General features: G+C 49.9%; 16 protein-coding genes. 5 read left to right on the top strand and 11 right to left on the bottom strand.

The features are described from left to right. Positions 1 to 14: 14 nt before the first annotated feature. The 3 genes from miaA to B2739_RS17695 are packed head-to-tail and all read right to left on the bottom strand — an operon-like array spanning position 15 to position 4,591. Positions 15 to 1,022, bottom strand: a complete 1,008-nt coding sequence (gene miaA / locus B2739_RS17705) for a tRNA (adenosine(37)-N6)-dimethylallyltransferase MiaA (RefSeq protein WP_331347165.1) — start codon at positions 1,020 to 1,022, stop codon at positions 15 to 17. After that, entirely contained in the window at positions 1,022 to 2,911 is a 1,890-nt protein-coding gene (mutL, locus tag B2739_RS17700) for a DNA mismatch repair endonuclease MutL (RefSeq protein WP_331347164.1), read from the bottom strand. The genes miaA and mutL overlap by 1 nt, the downstream gene beginning before the upstream one ends. Before the next feature lie 24 nt (positions 2,912 to 2,935). Continuing rightward, a complete protein-coding gene (locus B2739_RS17695; protein ID WP_331347163.1) occupies positions 2,936 to 4,591 on the bottom strand; it encodes an N-acetylmuramoyl-L-alanine amidase in 1,656 nt (551 codons plus the stop codon). Between the two features lie 272 nt (positions 4,592 to 4,863). On the opposite strand from B2739_RS17695, the gene traF reads away from it, so the two are divergent. After that, the gene (traF, locus tag B2739_RS17690) at positions 4,864 to 6,237 is read left to right on the top strand and encodes a conjugal transfer protein TraF (protein ID WP_331347162.1); all 1,374 of its coding nucleotides are present in this window, start codon (positions 4,864 to 4,866) and stop codon (positions 6,235 to 6,237) included. Between the two features lie 25 nt (positions 6,238 to 6,262). Here the strand turns inward: traF and B2739_RS17685 are convergent, their stop codons facing one another. The 3 genes from B2739_RS17685 to B2739_RS17675 all read right to left on the bottom strand — a co-directional run bounded on the left by B2739_RS17685 (position 6,263) and on the right by B2739_RS17675 (position 10,701). Beyond that, complete coding sequence (locus B2739_RS17685; protein ID WP_331347161.1) at positions 6,263 to 8,596, bottom strand: putative bifunctional diguanylate cyclase/phosphodiesterase; 2,334 nt, start codon at positions 8,594 to 8,596, stop codon at positions 6,263 to 6,265. A gap of 127 nt (positions 8,597 to 8,723) precedes the next feature. Further along, complete coding sequence (gene tsaE / locus B2739_RS17680) at positions 8,724 to 9,188, bottom strand: tRNA (adenosine(37)-N6)-threonylcarbamoyltransferase complex ATPase subunit type 1 TsaE (RefSeq protein ID WP_331347160.1); 465 nt, start codon at positions 9,186 to 9,188, stop codon at positions 8,724 to 8,726. Positions 9,189 to 9,201: 13 nt separating this feature from the next. Further along, positions 9,202 to 10,701 (bottom strand): NAD(P)H-hydrate dehydratase, encoded by a 1,500-nt coding sequence (locus tag B2739_RS17675; protein WP_331347159.1) that lies wholly within the window; start codon positions 10,699 to 10,701, stop codon positions 9,202 to 9,204. A 156-nt stretch (positions 10,702 to 10,857) separates the two neighbouring features. Here B2739_RS17675 and B2739_RS17670 point away from each other — a divergent pair, with 156 nt between their 5' ends. From B2739_RS17670 to B2739_RS17660, 3 genes are all read left to right on the top strand, one after another. Next, a complete protein-coding gene (locus B2739_RS17670) occupies positions 10,858 to 12,672 on the top strand; it encodes a DUF1631 family protein (protein WP_331347158.1) in 1,815 nt (604 codons plus the stop codon). A gap of 32 nt (positions 12,673 to 12,704) precedes the next feature. Next, positions 12,705 to 13,058: a PilZ domain-containing protein gene (locus tag B2739_RS17665; protein WP_331347157.1), complete on the top strand. Its 354-nt coding sequence runs from the start codon at positions 12,705 to 12,707 to the stop codon at positions 13,056 to 13,058. 67 nt (positions 13,059 to 13,125) lie between these two features. Further along, complete coding sequence (locus tag B2739_RS17660; RefSeq protein ID WP_331347156.1) at positions 13,126 to 14,127, top strand: sensor domain-containing diguanylate cyclase; 1,002 nt, start codon at positions 13,126 to 13,128, stop codon at positions 14,125 to 14,127. Positions 14,128 to 14,240: 113 nt separating this feature from the next. On the opposite strand, the gene B2739_RS17655 is transcribed toward B2739_RS17660, so the two are convergent. From B2739_RS17655 to B2739_RS17640, 4 genes are all read right to left on the bottom strand, one after another. After that, positions 14,241 to 16,118 (bottom strand): tetratricopeptide repeat protein, encoded by a 1,878-nt coding sequence (locus tag B2739_RS17655; RefSeq protein WP_331347155.1) that lies wholly within the window; start codon positions 16,116 to 16,118, stop codon positions 14,241 to 14,243. 175 nt (positions 16,119 to 16,293) lie between these two features. Then, complete coding sequence (locus B2739_RS17650) at positions 16,294 to 17,367, bottom strand: PEP-CTERM sorting domain-containing protein (protein WP_331347154.1); 1,074 nt, start codon at positions 17,365 to 17,367, stop codon at positions 16,294 to 16,296. Positions 17,368 to 17,793: 426 nt separating this feature from the next. Continuing rightward, entirely contained in the window at positions 17,794 to 18,615 is an 822-nt protein-coding gene (locus B2739_RS17645) for an SIMPL domain-containing protein (RefSeq protein ID WP_331347153.1), read from the bottom strand. A 67-nt stretch (positions 18,616 to 18,682) separates the two neighbouring features. Then, positions 18,683 to 19,549, bottom strand: a complete 867-nt coding sequence (locus B2739_RS17640; protein WP_331347152.1) for a diguanylate cyclase — start codon at positions 19,547 to 19,549, stop codon at positions 18,683 to 18,685. A 124-nt stretch (positions 19,550 to 19,673) separates the two neighbouring features. Here B2739_RS17640 and queG point away from each other — a divergent pair, with 124 nt between their 5' ends. Next, positions 19,674 to 20,780, top strand: a complete 1,107-nt coding sequence (queG, locus tag B2739_RS17635) for a tRNA epoxyqueuosine(34) reductase QueG (RefSeq protein WP_331347151.1) — start codon at positions 19,674 to 19,676, stop codon at positions 20,778 to 20,780. 32 nt (positions 20,781 to 20,812) lie between these two features. Here queG and B2739_RS17630 read toward each other — a convergent pair whose 3' ends face one another. Next, complete coding sequence (locus B2739_RS17630) at positions 20,813 to 20,983, bottom strand: hypothetical protein (protein ID WP_331347150.1); 171 nt, start codon at positions 20,981 to 20,983, stop codon at positions 20,813 to 20,815. Positions 20,984 to 21,293 lie beyond the last annotated feature (310 nt).

Here is a 21,293-nt window from a genome sequence, read left to right as displayed (position 1 = left end):
TTCTCACGTAGGCATTATATGGCTGCGGAACCTATAAAATTCAAGGCGCAACGCACAATTTCTTCCTTTGTGAGTGAAATTCCCTGCTCAGTCTCAGTGTATATCCAGTGTAGATCACTATTTGGTGTTGTCGACCAGCCACGCAACCAAGTGAACTGGCGCTTGGCCAATTGGCGCGTGGCGATCACACCACGCTCAATCATTTCATCGTAATCCCACACTCCGTCAAAGTAATCCCATACCTGGCGATACCCGACAGCACGAATTGCGGGCAAATCTTTATGCAGGTCACCTCGATCATAGAGTTTTCTCACTTCATCGAGCAGACCGGTTTTGAGCATTTTTTCAAACCGAAGTTCAATACGTTTGTGCAGTACTGAACGATCACGTGGTGCAATCGCCAATTGACAGACATTGTAGCGTTCGGAAAAAGCACCTACCCCAGTCTGCGAGTGTTGTTGCTCGCGTAACTGCGACATAGTTTTGCCGCTTACGCGATATACCTCAAGCGCACGACTTAACCGCTGTGAATGATTGGGGTGGATCTCTGCTGCTGTTTGCGGATCTACTGCTGCAAGTAGCACATGAATGTAGGGCCAGCCAAACTCTGCCGCCTCGCGCTCGATTTGCGCACGCACTTCAGCATCAGCTTCCGGCATGTCGGCCAAGCCATCGAGTAATGCGCGAAAATAGAGCATGGTTCCGCCAACTAACAGCGGGATTCTGCCTGCGCGATGAATGTCGGTAATTTCCCGCTCTACATCTGCAAGAAAATCAGCAACGGAATAAGGTTCAGATGGATCGCGAATATCGATCAGCCGGTGGGGTGCTGCGGCCAATTCTTCCTCGGTGGGCTTGGCTGTGCCTATATCCATACCGCGATAAACAAGGGTGGAGTCAACACTGATCAATTCCACCGGCAAATGCCTGCGCAATGCGATAGCCAGATCTGTTTTTCCAGAAGCCGTTGGACCCATTAAAAAAATAACGGGCAACTTTTTTGTAGCCGTTTCAACATTCATTACTGGCCACGCATGAATAATTTATCAAGATCATCGAGCGACTGTAACAACCAGGTCGGACGACCGTGATTGCACTGACCGCTGCGCTCAGTCGCCTCCATATCGCGCAAGAGCGCATTCATTTCTGGAATCGTTAACTTGCGATTAGCGCGCACTGAACCGTGACATGCCATAGTGCCAAGAATTTCATTGATGTGATGCTGGATGCGCTCGCTGGTGCCATGTTCAATCAAATCGGACAATACGTCGCGCACCAATTGTTCTACTTTTGCGCGATGCAAAATCACCGGTAGCTGTCGGATCAATAATGTCTCTGGCCCTGCACGCTGCAATTCAAAACCGAGTGTTTTAAAAATGTCAGAAAAGTTTTCTGCGCAATCCGCTTCTTTTTCACTGACCGCAATACTTTCAGGGACTAACAGTGGTTGCGTCTGAATACCCCCGCAAGCAAAGGATTCTTTCATTCGCTCATAGGTAATGCGTTCATGCGCTGCGTGCATATCCACCACAATCAAACCCTGCGCATTTTCGGCGAGAATATAAATACCTTTGAGCTGCGCAATTGCATAACCGAGTGGCGGAATATCCTCACTGGATGATTCAGGCAAGGTATAGGTCGCAGTGGAATTTACAGGGCGATGCAATTCACCATAACTCGCCATCTGCTCGCGCACAGCATCAGCATTAATAGCGGCAGGTTGATAACTTTGTGACGAATAGTTTTGTGATAAATAGCTTGAGCTTGGTGACGCACGAAAGCCGATTGTTTCCTGCCCTTTAAATTCACCCGCTGCAATGCCTTGTATAGGGCGCATTGATGTCAATGCAAACGGATTTACGCCTGCATCGCCCCCCGCCATATCACGCCGTGCGAGTGTGTCTTCCGGGCGCACTTTGGCGAGCGCGTGATGCAAACTCGAATAAATAAAATCGTGCACGCTGCGGTTATCGCGAAAGCGCACTTCATGTTTGGTGGGATGCACATTCACATCGACAGTCGATGGATCCAGCTCCAGGTACAACACAAATGCCGGATGGCGTCCGTGATACAACACATCTTGATACGCCTGACGCACGGCATGACTAACCAATTTGTCGCGGATCGCACGGCCATTTACATAAAAGTGCTGCAGGTCTGCCTGGCTGCGCGAAAAAGTGGGTTGTGCAACCCATCCCCACAAACGCAACGGACCGCGTTCAATATCGATATGCACCGCATTTTCCATAAATGCAGGCCCACAGACTTGTGCAACACGGCGCTCTTGCTCCAACTGCGAATCACCCGCACGCCAGGAATAAATCGCGCGGCCGTTGTGACGCAAATTGAACGCCACATCAAAGCGCGACAACGCCAAACGTTTTACAACATCCTCAAGATGGGTATATTCGGTTTTATCCGTGCGCAAAAATTTTCGCCGCGCCGGTGTGTTAAAAAATAGATCGCGCACTTCAACTGTTGTACCGCGCGGATGCGGTGCCGGTGACACTTGCGTTTCCATATCGCGCCCTTCTGCAACCACTTGCCAACCTGCACTGTCATCGTTAGTGCTACTGATCAACGCAAGGCGCGCAACCGAGCTGATACTCGCCAGTGCTTCACCGCGAAACCCCAAAGTGGCAACGGCTTCAAGATCATCCAGTTCATAAATTTTGCTGGTTGCATGGCGACTGAGTGCGAGTGGCAAATCTTCTTTGTCGATACCACCGCCGTTGTCGCGCACGCGCATCAATTTAATTCCGCCCTCTTCTACATCAATTTCCAAACGCGTTGCGCCAGCATCGAGCGAGTTCTCCAACAATTCTTTAATCACCGAAGAGGGGCGTTCCACCACTTCACCAGCAGCAATCTGGTTGGCAAGGCGCGGGCTGAGTAATTTAATTTTTGACATGGGACGGAACCGCAGCAGGATCAATCAAGAAGTAGGAATTTTCAGGGTCTGGCCAATCCTGACCGTCGAACTTTTCATATTGTTGTGGCGTTGCAATGCTCTCACACTCACACCATAACGCGATGCGATGCGCGATAAAGTATCGCCCGCTACGACGCGATGTTGTTTGGGCAATGCTGCCGGAGGCGTATAAGTTGCGCGCACGACAGGCTGGCTGGCTACTGTATTTGCAACTGGCGCTGAGCCGCCGGGAATTTTGATTGTCTGGCCGACACGGACATTGGTATCGCGCAGGTTATTGTGTTCTTGCAGTTGCCTCATGCTCACACCGTAACGCGCTGCAATCGCCGACAAACTATCGCCTGCAACAACCAAATGCTGCCGTTCAAAATCTTTCAAATTGCCCGATTCCAACTGGGCAGCAACATAAGTCCCGGCAGGTGGATGCTGGTAAAAATATTGTTTGATGCCTTTAAAAACCGACTGCGCCATCTGTTTGCGATAAGCAGGCGTCGCTAACTTGCGCGCCTCTTGCGGATTGGAAATAAAACCGGTCTCAACCAAAATCGATGGCACATCCGGCGATTTGAGCACCATAAATCCTGCCTGCTCGACATGACGTTTGTGCAAATGCGCAATACCGCCCATTGAATTCAACACCTGATGACCTACTTGCAAACTCGAATTCAAAGTCGCCGTCATGGACAAATCTACCAACACACCGGCCAGCACCTGATCTTTATCATCCAGACTGATATTGCCCACACCGCCAATCAAATCCGATTCGTTTTCGCGCTGCGCGAGAAAGCGTGCCGTTTCAGAAGTCGCACCGTTTTGTGAAAGCGCAAATACCGATGCACCGCGCGCGCTGGCTTTGGTAAACGCATCGGCGTGGATGGAAACGAACAAATCCGCTTTCATATTGCGTGCGAGATCGCGGCGTTTTTTAAGCGGGATAAAATAATCGCCCGTGCGCGTCAGCTTGCCGGTAAAGCCGGGTTGCGCATTGATCGCCGCAATTAATTCTTTGGCAATCGCGAGTGTGACTTCTTTTTCGCGCAAACGGTTTGGCCCCATTGCACCCGGGTCTTCACCGCCGTGGCCAGCATCTACCGCAATCACAATAAAACGTTTGCCCGCCACATCGGCTTTTACCACCGGCTGAGGTTGGGCTGCAGGTTTATTTACCGGCTTATCCGCGACAGGCATGGTTGGTGTGCTGGGTGTCGGTTTGTTGGATGGCGTTGCTGCAGGAGGTGTTGCCGCCGCAGTGACTGCCGGAACATCATCGTAGAGATCAATAACCAAACGGTCGTGCATTCCCCCATGAGCTTTCAGCAAAAAACTATTGGGAGCGACTTTGTTTTTTAAATCCAGCACCAAGCGCAGATCGGTTTTATTTTGCACAGAGCTACGAATGATTTTGACCGGCGTATCGGCAAGCGGCAGGCGCGACACATCGCCTTGCAGACGCGTGTTGGACACATCCAGAATAATACGATCCGGATTGGCAGCCAGTGTAAGGCTGTGTTTCACCGGTGCATCCAGATCCAACACAATTCGGGTGTGGTCAGGCGCGCGCCAAACACGCACCCCATTCACCGTGGAGGACTGGGCAATCTGGGCGAAAATCAAAAGCCCAAGACAAAAAGCCGTGCTCAGCCAGCGAAAAAAAGACATAGGCAATCTCAGCAACATCAAAACCAAACTGATTGTAGTTATAGGGAAATCGTTAAAGGCAGACCGCGGGTTCCGCACTAAGAACACCAGAAACCGGCACAAGTTCGCACTTTACCGCAAAACGCCAATGTCGCCCTAGCAAAATTGCCATGCCAAGTTCATCAGGCATGGGGGATTACTGTGCGTTTTACCCCGTTTCTGTGAACCATGTACGGCTAATCGCCATAGAGTCTCTGCATTATGGCGGCCAGTATTTTCATCTGGTACTTATCATGTCACCTATCACAGCGTTAGCCGCCCAGCTTTCTCACCCACGCCATCCAGTTGTCGCCACCTGCTTCGCGCTGGGCGGACTGTTGATAGCCGCCCCAGTCAGCGCAATCAGTTACGGCGTTTATGATTCACGGGCACTCGCGATGGGGGGCGCAGCGACCGCCATAGGCACCCATGCCCAAGCTGCGTTTTACAATCCGGCGCTGCTGGCATTTCATAACCGTGAAGAGGAGGAAGGCCGCGATGGCAGGGTTTATCTACCCAGCCTTATTGTGCAGGTTTCAGACGGCGCGCAGGATGCTGTAGATGCAGTTGAAGATGAACTGGACATCCAGCTCAGTAATGCCGTCAATCAATTTAACAGTGCGCCCTTACAAACATCCGCCGGGCTGGTACGCGATGTCGCAACCGACCTGCGCGACCTGCTCGATGACATTTCAGATGATGATTTATCAGTCGATAGTTTTGTTGGTATCAACATCAGCGAGCCAAGTAATGGCGAAGGCGGCAGCTTTTATGTTGGCTCGCGCGTGATTGCCGGTGGTGTTGCCAATGTAAGCGATGAGGATCGCGCCCTGCTGGAGGATTATATTGAATCCATGGGCAGGGTTGCCGCAGGCGAAGACCCAGGCAGCGTAGCGGCGGATTATCCGCAATTGATCGATACCAATGGCCAACTGATCGACCCCACCGAGACGCTTACCTCTAATGCCGATGTCAACGCACTGGTGATCAGCGAATGGGGCATGGCGATGGCCAAACAATTTGAATGGTTCGGGCAAGCGGTCGCTATTGGAGTTACCCCGAAATTGATGCGCGTTGATGCCTTTCGCGATACCGCAGACTTCAACGATAACCTGGGCTCAGTGGATGAAGCCGAAGATGAGTTTAAAGATACCCAGGAAACTCATCTGGCATTTAATGCTGACTTCGGCATTGCCACCACACTCGCCGAACACTACCGCATCAGCCTGACAGTGAAAGACGCGTTCAAAAAAACCTTCAGCACCAAACAGCAACCCGACCCTATCACCGGCGAAACGCCCGAGCGCGACATCACATTAAGTTCGCGTGCGCGTATAGGGCTGGGTTATGTGAGCGAAAATTTTACCCTTGGACTGGATTACGATTTAAGCGAATCCACCCCAATGGCGGAAGAAGCAGGCATACAGGAACTAGCACTCGGTGCCGAATACCGCTTGTTTGATAGCCTCGCGCTGCGCGTGGGTTATCGCAACGACCAAACCGGCCTGCGCGATAATTTAATTAGCAGTGGGATTGGTTATCGCTGGAAACGTTTTGTGATTGATGCAGCCTATGCCAGCGGTGGCGATTATCGCGGTGGCGGTTTGCAAATAGGTTGGACGTTTTAATAGCGCTGGGGACGCATCACACCTGTTATTTCATAAACTTGCTGATATCAAATATCTCGGCCGCATGGGCGCGCATAAATTCGATAAATTCTGCTTCGGGCAGCGGCCGTGCAATCACATAACCCTGTGCGACATCGCAGCCGTCTTTTTTCAATAAGTTGAGTGTTTGATCGTCTTCCACACCTTCGGCAACCGTCACCAAACCCAGCTCGCGCGCCATCAAAATGGTGGAGCGGACAATGCTGTGGTTGCACGGGTTGCCGAGCATGTCGCCGACAAATGAGCGATCGATTTTTAATTCGCGGATGGGGAACAAACTTAAATACGACAGCGATGAATAACCGGTGCCAAAATCATCAACCGCAGCATAAATTCCCAGCTCGCTTAATTGCATAAGCACATTTTTTACACGCTGCGGATCAGAGGCAACCGAGGTTTCGGTCAACTCCAATTTAATATCGCCGGGCACGCCTTGGTAACGTATCAGCGCCTGATTAATGATCTCGGCAAGATTGGTTTCAATTAAATCGTATGCAGCAATATTTACACTGATGCAACAAGGCAAGCCGCGTTTGCGCAACAGCACGGCAACACGCACAGCATCATCAATCATTTGTTCAGTGACTTGCTCGATAAGTCCGGAGTTTTCCAACAAAGGAATAAACACATTAGGCGGCACCAATCCCAAACGCGGATGTTGCCAACGCACCAAAATTTCGGCCGATAAAATTTTGCCCGTGCGCAAATCCAGCTGCGGTTGGAACACCGGAAAAAGCCCCTGCACATTGCCATCAATAAAAATAGAAATAATATCCAGATCAACACGGCTGGGTTCCATTGAGGGCTCATAGGCCAACCAACGGCGACGGCGCGCCTCGCTCATCGCCAGCGCCGTTTCGGCATGACGCATTAATTTACTCGCCGAGCGACCATGTTCAGGCCAATACGCTGAGCCACCAACAAATTGCGAGGTGAAGCCAGGATCGGAATCGGCAAGGTCTGCATAAAGCTGGTCAAATAACACCAGCGCATTGGAGTTACTGCCTCTTTCTTTGTTGAGAAAGAGCGCAAATACACCGCGCCCTAAATACGATGCCAACACATCGTCCATTTTTAACAGGTGCGCCGCAAACACACTGACAATCATTTCGGCACGCGAAAAGCCAAGCGTACGTACAATCACATCCAAATCGATAAGTTTGATCACCAGCAGTTCTTTTTCCTGTTTTACTGGCAGTTGGTGTGCGTGAAAATAATCATCTAACTGATCGATAAAATACGGCAGTTTTGCAAGGCCGGTTAATGAGTCAATATTCGCAACACGGCGCAATTCCTCCTCGATGGCATCCCGCTCATGCAGCGCATTGCGCAACTCTTGCGTGCGCAATTCCACTGTGCGTTTTAAGCTCCAATACCAAACACCACCCAACACCACCACAACCAATAAAATAACAAACCCCGTGAAAAAAAAGTTCAGCCATTTGCGCGATGTTTGCACTGGCTCCAATTCGTTTTGCCACTCTTGGTAGAGTGCCTGGTAAGTGCCATCGGCAATGACGGTACCCAGCGAATTCTGTAACCATTCAGCTAATTCAGGCCGGTTTTTATTAATCGCAAATGCATAACCGCGCGACCAAAAAGGCGCCCCCATACGCTCCAGCTTCCAATCGTGCTGGCGCAATAAATTATCGGCCGCCAAGCTCGTAAGCACTGCATATTCCGCATTTCCGTTTAACACCGTTTCAATCGCGGTCAGCGTATTGGATGTCAATACCAATTGCGGTGCGAGCGCGGCGGCGCGCAGCTGTTGATGGGCAAAGGATTCTTCTTCTACCGCGACGCGTTTGCCGATAAGTTCATCAATAGAGGAAACGCGCCGGGTACCGGGCACAGCGTAAATAGAATGTGTTAGATAATAATAAGCGTGGGTAAAAATAAATTTTTTTGCGCGCTCAGGTGAATAGTACATGGGCACCGCATCAATACGCCCTTCTTCCAGCGCGCGCATGGTGTCAGGCCAGGCATCCAGAACATGTTCCGCGCGGCTTCCGCCTTTGTGGGCGACGGCGCGTGCGAGCTCAACATTGAATCCTTTGGCCTCACCGTCTTCGAGCCATTCCAGTGGAGGGTAAGTGAGATCGCCACCAAACAGGACTTGCGATGGCGGCTCATAGAGAGAATCCGGAGCTTGTGGAATCTGCGCCGCTAGTGGGGAAGCAAACACGCTGGCAACCAGCAATAACAAAATCCGTTTGCCTGCACTCAAAATGGTCGCGCGCGCAATGACTGCGATGATGAAAGCGACATATAAAATCATGCAACGAAGGAGTGAATCAGGGCGCATCCTTTTAATACTCACGATTAATCCGCAATATCCGCCGAGGACATTTAAGTACTCTCGAATATCCACTAAGACTAGGGTATGAAATCCATTTCTACCAATGGCTGAACACTATGTCAGGAAGTAAAAACAAGGAGATGATTGACTAGAAATCCAATGCCAGTGAGCGGGACTCAAGTTGGAGCCGACGGCCTTCACCCTCGGCCTGGATACGCACCACAATATCCGGCTCGGGCAACACGCCTTCGCCGCGCGCAGGCCACTCAATCAGGCAGATGTTGTCGTCGGCAAAGTAATCGCGAATGCCCATGTATTCGAGCTCTTCTGGATCGCCAAGGCGATAAAGATCAAAGTGATAAATACGGCGCACTGCGCTCTGGCCTGGATTAAGTTCATAACCCTCAACCAGTGTGTAAGTAGGGCTTTTCACGGCCCCTTGATGACCAAAGGCGCGCAAGATCCCACGCGTGAGCGTGGTTTTCCCCGCACCTAATTCGCCCAATAAATGCACTGTGACCGATTGCGGGTGCAGCGCCAATAACTCACCCAAACGGCGGCCAAACACAACCATCTCATCTTCGCTGTTTAATTGGCATTGGTAGTGGTGCATCGCAAATCGCCTCTTACAGCAACTGCCCAAGGTAGGGAATTAAATCGGTCGCAAGCAGGCTGCGCTGGCCTACATCGTCAGCCGCGAGATCAGCCGCACAGGCATGGATAACCGCTCCCAGACGCGCCGCCTCCGGCAATGCCAGCGATTGGGCAACCAAAGCGCCGAGGATGCCCGAGAGCACATCGCCCATGCCGCCGGTCGCCATGCCCGGGTTACCATCGGTCACGACGCCAATCGCACCATCAACCGATGCCACCAGACTGCCTGCACCTTTTAAAATCACACTGGCGCTATAACAGCTTGCCAGCGCACGCACTGCACCAAAACGGTCGGCCTGGACTTCCGCCGTGGTGATGCCGAGCAAACGCGCAGCTTCGGCGGGGTGAGGCGTCAGCAACCAGGGGCTATGTTGCTGATACCCAGCGGCAGGCACTACGCGCCCTTCGGCGAGAATGTTCAAGGCATCTGCATCCAACACCAAGGGCAAACCGGACTTCACGGCCTGCTGCAACATTTGCTCGGACCAGGGCGAACGCCCCAAACCGGGGCCGACAACCAATACCGTCGGGCGCGCCAACAAAGGTTCCAATTCCTGCCCGGAGACCACACCGCACGCCATCACTTCAGGGCGGCGCGAAAGAATGGCCGGAATATGCTCAGGGCGTGTCGCCACACTGACCAAGCCAGCACCTGAACGCGCGGCCGCTTCTGCTGCCATCAGCGCAGCGCCGCCGTAACCAGTATCGCCGCCAATCACCATCACATGGCCAAAATCACCTTTGTGAGCATCGGCTGCGCGCGGGGCAAGTAGCGATAACAACGCCGGCAAATGCAAGCGTTCAACGTCTGGCCGTGCATGGTCATAAGTAGATGCAGGCACTTCAAGATTAGCAAGGACTAACTTACCGGTCAGTGCAGCACCGCGCCCGGTGAGCAGTCCGCGCTTGAGCGCGATAAAAGAGATGGTCAAGCTGGCCGCCACCGCAACGCCTGTGGTAGCGCCGGTATCGGCATTCAAACCAGAGGGAATGTCCAATGCCAACACAGGCAACCCCGATTGGTTGATCTGGTTAATCGCTGCGGCATATTCCTCTGCAGGTGCGCCGCGCAGTCCAATGCCCAGCAGCGCATCCACAATCACGCCCGCCGAAGGCGCGGTCGCGTGTGTAAAAGGCTGCATTTTTACGCCTTCCTGCAAGGCGAATTCGTAGGCTTGGTGCGCTTCACCTGTGAGCTTTTCGGGCGCAGCTAATTGGATCACCTGCACCGGCAACAAACGCTGGGCCGCCAGCGCCGCCAACACATAACCATCGCCACCGTTCTTGCCTGCACCGCAGTAAATATTGATCAACTCCGGAGCCGGAAACCGCTCCTGCAATAGATCGAACGCTGCCCGTCCGGCGCGCTTCATCAACTGGATGGAGGGAATACCACCGGCGATAGCTGCGGCATCCAACGCATAGGTCTCAGCAGCGGTGTAAAGATAAGGGGAGTCGGCGGTAATTTTCATGGACGGCAACCAAATAGCGAAAAATGAGGCGCGATTATACGCAACTTGGGCAAACCCAGCACCCAACGACAGACGCGAAAAAACAGCAGCGTTGTGCCAAGTTGGCTATATTGAGCAAAAGCACTTGATCAGCAATTCCCGCTGTAACGGAACCGCATGTCTGAATTTACGCTACACAGCATCCTCAATGGCGATTCGCTCCAGCTCAGCGAAGCCTTTGCCAGCATTGCTGCAGCAGAATCGATCACACCAGAGACAATCCGCCAGCAACTGGCGGTAGCGTTTTCCGCTGCGCTGGCACTTCATGATTGGGACCAACATCTGCACGCAAAGGCCACCCTGTTTCAGGGCGCGCTGGAAAAACACATCGCCGGTAATGATGATTTTTATTGCTCTCGGCAACATCCGCTGCGGGAATTTCTCGCCGTTATTTATCCACCTGCCAGCCGCTGGAGCCAGCGCGATTCAAAACCCAACCAGCAGCTTCAGGACAAGCTGGGCACATTATTCGAAAGCGCTATTCGCTATTCCAACAGCAGCGAAAAAGAACAACTCTTATCCGCTGGTCAATTGCACCATGACCTTGGCGATTTCGGGGAATGGCTCGCCGCGGAAGGCAAACGTGCCGCCATGCTGGAGAACCGCTTATGCGAGAGCGAACTGGCCAATCTCAAGCTCTTACAAGCCGAAGCCAAAGTGGTGGAACTGTTTAACCGCACCTTGGCTGGACAGCCCTTGCCTACCGAGTTGCACAGCAGCCTGGCGGGCAATTTAAAAGGTGAGCTGCAATATTGGGCATTCAACACCGAGGCTGCCGAACTGCCGCAGCTGCCGCTGTGGAAAAGCTGGCAGCGCATCTTGCCCGCCCTGGGGCAGGTATTCACCAGCGAAGGCGAAGAAGCTGATGACCAATATATCTACAACCAAATTCCACTGCTTCTGGCCGAGCTGGAGCGCAGCCTGCAATACCCCACCAGCAACCCCGCCGCCTATACCCAACTGGTAGAACAAACCAGCCAATTACTGATGGCCGCCATCCAAAAACAACCGGTGGAGTGCACAAGGTTTATCGCACTGACAAGCAATGCCGGGCAAAGCGATGTCAACACCCGCATCCCCAACAGCTTGTTGCAACAAACCGAAAAAATCCGCGAGGGTGACTGGATAGTGTTTGATGGGGAGGATGAAAACCCCATCCGCTGTAAACTTGCACTTAAAAATCCGGCGGTCGATCTGTTGTTATTTGTCGATCACACCGGGCGCAAAGTCATGACCAAAAACAACAAGGATTTTGCACTGTGTTTATCAACTGGAATCGCGCGGCCATTGGAAAATATTGACCTGAATGACATCCTCGTTCGCTTGCTAACACCGCTGTTGGAACGCGCCCACCGCAGTGTGCAAACACAACTGCTCGCGCAAAAACGCAAAGCCGAGCAAGTGGTCGCCGCGATCATTGCGCAGCAACAAGCCGCAGCAAAAGCAGCAGAAGAAGCGCGCCTCGCAGAACAAGAAAAATTGCAGGCGCAATTGGAAGCAAGGCGCAATGCCGCGCGCAAAGCCCTCGCCGAAGCAAAAGCCTTGGCCGATGAAAAAAAACGGCGTGAGGCAGAGCAAGCTGCAGAAGCCGAACGTTTGCGCATTGAACAAGCCGCGGCCGACGCAGCTGAGCAACTTGAGCGCCAACAACAGGCAACGCTCGCGGTGAATGAATTACAAGTGGGTGCCTGGTTGGAAATCAGCGCGCAAGACAACACTACAGAAACGCTGCGTGCAAAACTGTCTGTGATTATCAGCTCCACCGGTAAATATATTTTTGCCGATCAGGTCGGGCGCAAACTTGCGGAATACAGCCGCCCCGATTTAATTGAATCAATCGCCAAGGGCACGCTGCGCGTATTGCGCAATGGCGACAACTTTGAAGACCAACTCGCTAAAGTGATTCGCGGTTTGCGCCGCGACATCCCTTAATAGCCAGCGACATCCAGATGGAAAATGCGCTTATGAATAATAATGATCAACGCCAGGAGTTCCGCCTCGAAAATCAACTTACTGTGATTATCGAGCTGGACTCATCGGCTAACGGCGAACCGACACTGGTCGTCACCAAAAGTCTGGATATTTCTGCCAATGGTATGCGCGTGATTGCCCCCCAAGCCATCGCTACCGATATCATCCTGCGCTGTTGCATTCGCGATGCGGACAATGATCGCCAATTTCTGGTGGTAACCGAAGTCAAATGGTGCCGCCCTCACGATACCGAAGGGGATTATTTAATCGGCCTCAGCTTGTTTGATTCCGAAGGAACCAACATTGTTGAATGGAAAGAATTTATTGCACAGCACTGCGTCAACTGAATGCAATGTGCGTTGTCTTGAGCCGAAGCTGTACTACACTTTGGGCTGAGTTTACGAGACATTCCCCATGAACAGTTTGGATGCGATAGAACAAGATACCTTTATTAGTGCAGCAACACCCTTGCTGAATTTAATTACCCATATCACCGGGCTGAAAACCTCATTTATAACCACAATTGACTGGCAGGCACAGCAACAAACGGTAGTCATCGCCCAGAATACGGGCGACCTTCATATAGCATCAGGCTCGCAATTGGCCTGGACTGATTCCATGTGCCAACTCATGCTCTCCGAACAACTTACTGCAACAACGGAAATACAACTCAGGTTTCCTGACAGCGGTGGCGCACAGCTGGGAATGCAAAGTTTTGTTGTGCTGCCGATCAAAATTGCCGACCAAATGATTGGCACACTTTGTGGTGCGAGCGATGATAAAGTTGAACTTAACAATCACCAAATCGAAAGCCTTGGCTATATTGCTGATGCACTCGCGCTACAGCTAAAACTCACGATTGATGCACGCAATGCTGAAGCCAAAATGGATTCACTGCGTGACCAGATTGAAAATCTAGCGACCCTTGCTAATACCGATCCACTGACAGAACTACTGAATCGCCGTGCGTTTCAGCAGCGCTACGAATTCGCTATTAAACTCAGCAAACGAACCAAACAGCCATTGTCAGTTATGATGATCGACATTGATGACTTTAAACAATTCAATGATGAGTTTGGTCACGAAACAGGTGATGCCATTATTAAAATGGTGGGCGACGGCCTCAAGTACATTGCGCGCAGTACTGACATTCCCTGTCGTGTTGGAGGCGATGAATTTATTCTGGTTGCACTGAATACCGACAGCAATGGATTAATGCTGCTGGCAAAGCGATTGAACGACTATGTCAAGCTGCACAGCAAGCAATTGCAGCGCCCCTGCTCACTCAGCATAGGTATTGCTTGCTCAAGCCATGGCGCGCCAGAAGAGTTAATCCGTTTTGCTGATGAAGCACTTTATATGAGTAAAGCCAGCGGGCGCGATGCGATTAGTGTTTATCAAGCAGACGATGCTTAAATTGTAACAATCAAAGAAGCCGTGCAAGGTAGAACTAAAGTGATCAGCTCGCGCACGTAAACGCGCGAGCTGAAACAGCGAATGGAATTTTAAATCAATATTATTACGCCAGATTAGCGAATGGCCGCAACACGCTGTTTGGCATCCTGCACCCAATAACTATTGGTATCCAACGATAAGGCTTTTTCAAGAGATTTTTTGGCAGCCCTGGTATTCCCAGAGGCATCATAGACAACGCCGGCATGATAGTGGATAACGGCAACTTGCGGAGCAAGGTCTGCAGCATTTATCAGTATTACAAGCGCCTCACTGTATTTGCGCTGTTGATACAAAATCCACCCTAATGTATCCATTATTTGGGGATTGGTTTTAGCAAGGCCATGGGCCTGACGCGCCGTTTTTTCTGCCGTATCTAAATTGCCCTGCTCTGCCTGTAAAGTCGCAAGATTATTTAATGCAACCAAATTGCCTGCATCCTGTGCGAGCACTTTCTGGTAAATCGCAGCCGCTTCCGGCAATTGCTTATCCTGTTGTAATAGTGTTGCGTAGAACAGTGCTTCAGGTACCGCCTCCCCGCGCACGCTATAAAGTTCGCCTGCGGTTTCTGCAGCCGCTTTGGTTTTTCCTAATTTACTTTGTACCAAACTATACGCGCGTAAAACATCCGGATTTTGCGGCTTTAATTGAATTGCCTTTTCAAAATAAGGCACCGACTCATCGTAACGACGCATAGCAGCCAATTCACTTCCCATGCGGAATTGCAACAAACTATTGTTCGGAAATTTTTCTATGCCCGCACGCAGTGCATCAAGCCCCGCCTCCACATTATTTTGCGAACGCTCCAATTCAGCTAACAGCGTGTAACTCTTTGCCCGTGCAATACCTTTTTGCATTCCACTGCGTAAACGCTTTATAGCGTCGGCAGGTTTTTTGTTGGCGAGGTAATAGTTAGCGATTTTGTAATCGATAAATGCGGCATCTGCACCTTTGCTCACTGCTGTCGCAAATGCAGTTTCTGCTTGTGCCATATCACCATTTGCAAGCGCCAAATCACCCTGTTCAATGTACACCGATATCCACTCAGGATGTCGCATTGCCAATTGCTTGAGTGTCGCAGCAGCAGCAACGAGCTGGTTACTTAACCGTTGACTTGTCGCTAAACCCAATTGGTATTCTTTATTGTCGGGCTGTAATTCCACTGCACGAGTGAAACGCTCACGCGCTTTTTCGTATTCCCCTTCCCCCATGTAAGAAGCAGCTAATATCACGTGCACATCTGCACTAGTTAATGTAAGTGGTGCGCGAGGCACCAGTTTTTCAATTGCCTCTTTATAGCGGCGCTGCTTGTTCAGTAGTTGCGCTAAATTCGGTGCAACCCCCAGATAATTACTCCCTGTTCCCTCCAACCCTTTTTGTAAGTGCTCAATAGCGAGGTTATTTTTTTTCTGATATTCGTACAAAAGTCCGAGCCGCTGGTTGGCAATACGATTACTCGTGTTGATTGCTAGCGCGCGCAACAACGATGCTTCAGCATCTGCCAGTTTGTTCAGCTCCATTTGGACAATGCCAAGCTTGGTCCAAGGCCCTGCTTGCTCGGGCTCCAATTGAGAGGCTTTACTAAATGCACCCAGCGCCCCATCCAGATCGCCCGAATAAAACAAAGCAGTACCAAGCACTTCATGAGCCAAACCTGACTTGGGGTATTGTGCTATTGCATCGCGCGCCATCTTCTCCAGATTAGCCAGGCCTTCTTTGCCCGGCTTGATAGTCGCCTGGGTGAACGCCTCGGACCCAATCCTGTTTTTCAGTTCAATATCCGGAGCCGGACTTGCACCATTATCGGTAAATGCAACAAACGGATCCTGAGTGATAATGGCTGAAGCGGCAGAATTGGCATTCAGCAATAAACAGGTTCCCAGTACTAATGCACTGAAAAAGCCAACAGGTAAACGATGCTTTTTTTGGGGGAAAAATAAAGACGCAGGGCTCATCACTATTACCAACTCCTTTCTTTGAATAGGTTTTATCTATTTTGACTTTACCCGGCAGGGGCAGCGACCCATCTTATCTGCTCAGAGGTTATCGACAAGTCTTTTTATGGCAGGATAGACACTCATATCCAATAAAAAAGCGGCCATAAAGGCCGCTTTTCTTACTACATCAGAATCAGGCTTTCAATTGACGACGGGTTAAACCCAAGCCCAACAAGCCCATGCCCAACAGCAGAAGGCTGCTTGGCTCTGGCACTTCAGTACCGGTTACAGTAATGCGATCTTTCTCACTGGCAACAATACCGCCATCCACCAGACCATGAGTCAGGAATGAGTGAGTGCCAGCTTCCAAACCAGTGAAAGTAACAGAGAAGGTAAATGAGCGAGCTACGCTACGATCAAAATCACCTACCGCTGTATCACCTACGCAAGCGCCAACATCTGCAGTGAGGCAAGTTACAGAAACACCAACGCCAGGCATGCCTGCACCCAAATCATCTACAGTCACTTTATCGTAGGTGGCAAAAGAATCATTGATACCCGCAACGATTGAGGCAATCAGTGCATTAGGGTTAATTGCACTGGAAACAATTGAACCACCAGAAGCAGTTGCCAATACAGTAGGATCAATACCGCCCCATGAGGAGTAAGTCATGTTGCCAAAGTCGATACCAATAAAGGTAACATCATTAGCTGCCAAGGCAGCTTGCGCAGATGCCAAGGTCGAACCGTCGGATTCTTTGAAGGTTGCATCACCCAACGCAATGATGAAACGTGAAGAACCTGGTCTCCAGGAGGTATTTTCAGCGGCCAGCTCAACTGCATGAATACCCTCTTCGGGGAAATCACCACCGTAACCGCCATCACCCAAATTAATTGCGTTAATTGCAGCAACGCCTGCAACTTCGTCAGTCGTCAGGTCAGTATTCAAGCCCGAACCCGGCTCACTGTAGTAACCGGTACCTGTCGCCAAATCACCAAAACCAGCCAAACCTGTCAGCAAGTTAGCAGCAGCAGCTTTAGCAGCACTAATAACGCTACCCATGCTGCCTGAAGTGTCAATCAAAAACACAACGTCAAGTACACCACTGGTTACAGATTCTTCGATAGTTACTGTTTTGGTAATGGTTACACTTTCACCTACCGCCAGAGTTGCTGCGTAGGTTTCAGGAGAAATAGTGTCAGCATTTACTGCCGCCACTGGCAAAACCAGAGCAACAGATAATGCAAGTTTTTTGAAAAGAGTCATGGCATCAGATCCTTCGTTTATAAACTGGATTAATAACTTCAGAGACGGTTAGGTTTATCCGCTCTAACCAAAAAGCACAGTATGCTCACGCAAATAGCATTATGTTTTCGATGCTATTTAATTCTTGAAACACACAGCAACCGCTCCCTAGCAATACCCAGGCCAATATAAAAAAAGGTTTAATTATCAACGCAAACCATGTCTGTAATATCATGTAATTGTCGCGCAAGTGTAAATATGGTCGACAATTTATTATGATGTAAAATGCGCCATTTGCAGGCGCACTTTATTCGTTAACCATTTATAAAATTTTGTAGGGATAGAATAAATTTTATTCTCTTCAAGCCCCGCCTTACTTGATTACTTCAATAAATTATGACACCTCGGGTGTAGATCCGGTCGCCCTTCAAGCCCCGCTTTACTTGACTACTTCAATAAATAAACCACGTAAATTTGTGCGCTAATTCTCATTATTCCAGGTTCAAATGGTTCAGATGAATCAGCCATGCGCATTGCACTGACTTCTGCAAGTTTTCCAGAGCTTCCTCTTAACTGGCGATTGGGAATTAATTTCCAACGCTCCTGTTCACGATCATTAAATTCAGAAATGGACCAAGGCTCACCCACTGCTTTACCTTGGGATTTTGCAAGACGGCTAGCGCGAGCTTTGGCATCTGCCATTGCAGCCGCCTGCACCCTTTCTTCAATAATTTTTTTATCTGCTACTGTTAGATTGGTATTGATGGTCTCTGAAATTTTTGCATCAACCATTGCTTTCATCATGTCGGGATATTTTTTCAGGTCACGCAAATTAATATCAACTTGACGAGACACGCTGTTGCCAGTTAGCACACGCTGATTGTCTTTGTAATCATATTCCGGGCGAATGTTTAACGCTGTCGTAGCTATATCATTCGTTTTAATTCCAAACTTTTTTACCGTATCGATCAGCAAACGTGAACGCTCATCAACATCGGCTTTGGCTTTTGCCAAATCCATATCAACTTTTTGGATGCTAAGCGTAAATGTCATCATATCTGGTTCAACATCCAATTCAGCTGAACCTTCAACATACACATGAGGCTGTGCAGGTAATGGATTTGCGATAACAAAAGAACTGATTGCCATTAACGCGGCTGCAAATAGTGTTGATTTCATAGATAACTCCTTAAAGAAAAAATACATCGTCAGTCTACCGCGACAACCTGAATCAAAACGAAATAACTTGTTAAAGAATGTAAACAACAAAGGGCACCGTTTTGATGCCCTTTGTTGTTATTTTTCTAACTACTTTTTTGCGGAGGAAATAACACAGCTAGAGACTATTAACATCCAGCCAAAGTTCCGGACGGTCTATTGGCGTTTCTTTTGAGAGCGTTGGATTATCCAAATGCAAAATAATGCGATTTTTTATATCTGCCTTCTCAAGTGCAGAACGAATGGATGGATCATTAAAAAACACTTTATCAAAACTACCATCAGCAATAGCGCGGTTTAAACCCAGCTCAATATCTTTGGCCAGAGCACTATTCGACTTGTTAGTAAAAAAATACATCGGCATTTTATAGACCAACATAATGCGCTTTTCGACTTCAAATGGCAGACCACCAAAATTCACTTCCGACCAAGGCTCTGATACACCACGCGGAAATGCATCAAAACGCCCTCCATCCAACATATACATCAGTCCAGCAAACTTTTGTGTTGTCACTACGTTCAGGTTATTGGGCTGCAATATTTTGGTATCTGCCCAAGTGGTACCCTGCCCCAGCTTTATCTGTTTTAAATCATCCAAAGTCTTCACGTGATCAAAACGCGCCTGATCGCCCTTGCGGATCAAAAAAATCCTATGACCTAAAAAACCTTTCAGGATGGGAATACGGATAGGAGTCAGCTCAGATTCCAGCGTCTGATCTGTCGCTGCCCACATAATTTGGGTCACGCCATTTTTGATGTCTTCGATTACCCGCGCCTGGGTGCGCTGCTCACCCGTCTGTGGAACCTGCACATATTTTCCATCAGTGTGCTCAAATACCACCTTCAACAACTCGACCGCATAGCGATCCAAATCAGAGACGATCGACATGGTGGCAATTTTGGTGGGGTCTTGCGCATGCGATGAAAACGAAAAGGAGAGTAAAAGAAATAATGCCGCAGCAGTAATTAACGATGTACGGGGCATGCTAACCTCAAGAGTATTAATGTAATTATATGTCTTTGAGTGTAGCCAAAATCAGCCAAAGTGCCTGTGCCCCATGCACTGCAAATCTGGCAAAATGCCCACCCCTCCAGCCGAATGAACTCACATGCCAGACCTTGACCTCCATCAACTTGCCACTGATATCAAACACTGGGGGCGCGAACTTGGCTTCCAGCAAGTCGGCATTACCGATATCGATTTGCAGGCTGCAGAAACGCGCTTGCAAGAATGGCTGGCAAAGGGGTATCACGGCAGCATGGAGTGGCTCGCCGCCCACGGTAACAAGCGCTCGCGCCCCAATGAGCTATTACCCGGCACCCTGCGGGTGATTTCGGTACGGATGGATTATCTTCCGGGCGATACACAGCACATCAAAATCCTCAAAGACCCCACCAAAGCCTACATCTCGCGCTACACCTTAGGGCGCGATTACCACAAGCTCATCCGCAAGCGGCTGAGTGTGCTCGCGCAAAAAATTGACGACGCCCTACCAGACGACTATCCACTCAAAGGCCAAAATCGCGCATTCGTTGACAGCGCACCGGTCATGGAGCGCCCGCTCGCGGAAAAAGCCGGTTTGGGCTGGACGGGAAAACACACGCTGATCATCAACAGCAACGCAGGCAGCTGGTTTTTTCTGGGTGAGATTTTTACGTTTATTCCGCTCCCAACGGATGAGCCACAACAGCCCAACCAATGTGGCGAATGCACCGCGTGCCTCAAAGTCTGCCCCACGGACGCATTTCCACGCCCCTATGAATTGGATGCCCGCCGCTGCATTTCCTACCTCACCATCGAAAACAAAGGTGCGATTCCCGAAGAATTCCGCGAGCCGATCGGCAACCGTATTTTTGGTTGCGATGATTGCCAAGCCATCTGCCCCTGGAACAAGTACGCACAGTTCACCAACGAGACCGATTTTTTACCGCGCCATGGTTTAGCCGATAGCGATTTAGTCGATCTTTTTAATTGGACAGAAGAGGAATTTTTAGCGCGCACCGAAGGCTCGGCGATTCGTAGAGTTGGGTATGAGGGATGGTTGCGCAATATCGCCGTAGGCTTGGGCAATGCACCAACTGATGAACGGATTATCACCGCACTGCAACAAAAGTATCCAAACGCACCACCACTGGTACAAGAACATATTGATTGGGCGCTGGCGCAACAGGCTAATCCCCAGCGTCGCCGTGCTCGTAAAATAAAACGTCATTAACACCAAACCACACCGGCAAACACACCGCTCGATCAGCGCAACTCACTTAACGAGACCACCACAGTCAAGGCATTCTCAGTCCGCACCAGATTCACCAATAATTGTATACGCGCCAAATTTATCAGAATCCGCTTTTCACGAACCCCTTCACGCGGTACCGGTGCCGGGGTTTCATAAAGGCTGTACCCAAGATCAACCGGCACATGCCTTGCCATTGATATGATTGAGATTGAACAAAGCAAACTCATCAGCAATATCATCACCCACTTCACACTCATACCCCCTGAATTGTTTCACGATCGCACCGCAACTCCCGACTACAGGGATGAATTCTCGTTACCATCGGCGGCCAACCTCATAAAAACTATCAGAAAAGACATTAAAATCAATATTTATTTATTGCCAAACGATAAATAAATATTTATTAACAATAAAAAAATAAACAGTTGATGATTACTATCGCCAAAATAGCCATAAGTTTTCCCCTATCGGCTGTTTTTTTGGCGCGCAAAC

Source organism: Cellvibrio sp. UBA7661 (assembly GCA_002483365.1).
Taxonomy (GTDB): Bacteria; Pseudomonadota; Gammaproteobacteria; order Pseudomonadales; family Cellvibrionaceae; genus Cellvibrio.
The sequence above is the reverse complement of the archived record's forward strand: the minus strand, read 5'-3'. Positions and strand labels throughout refer to the sequence as shown.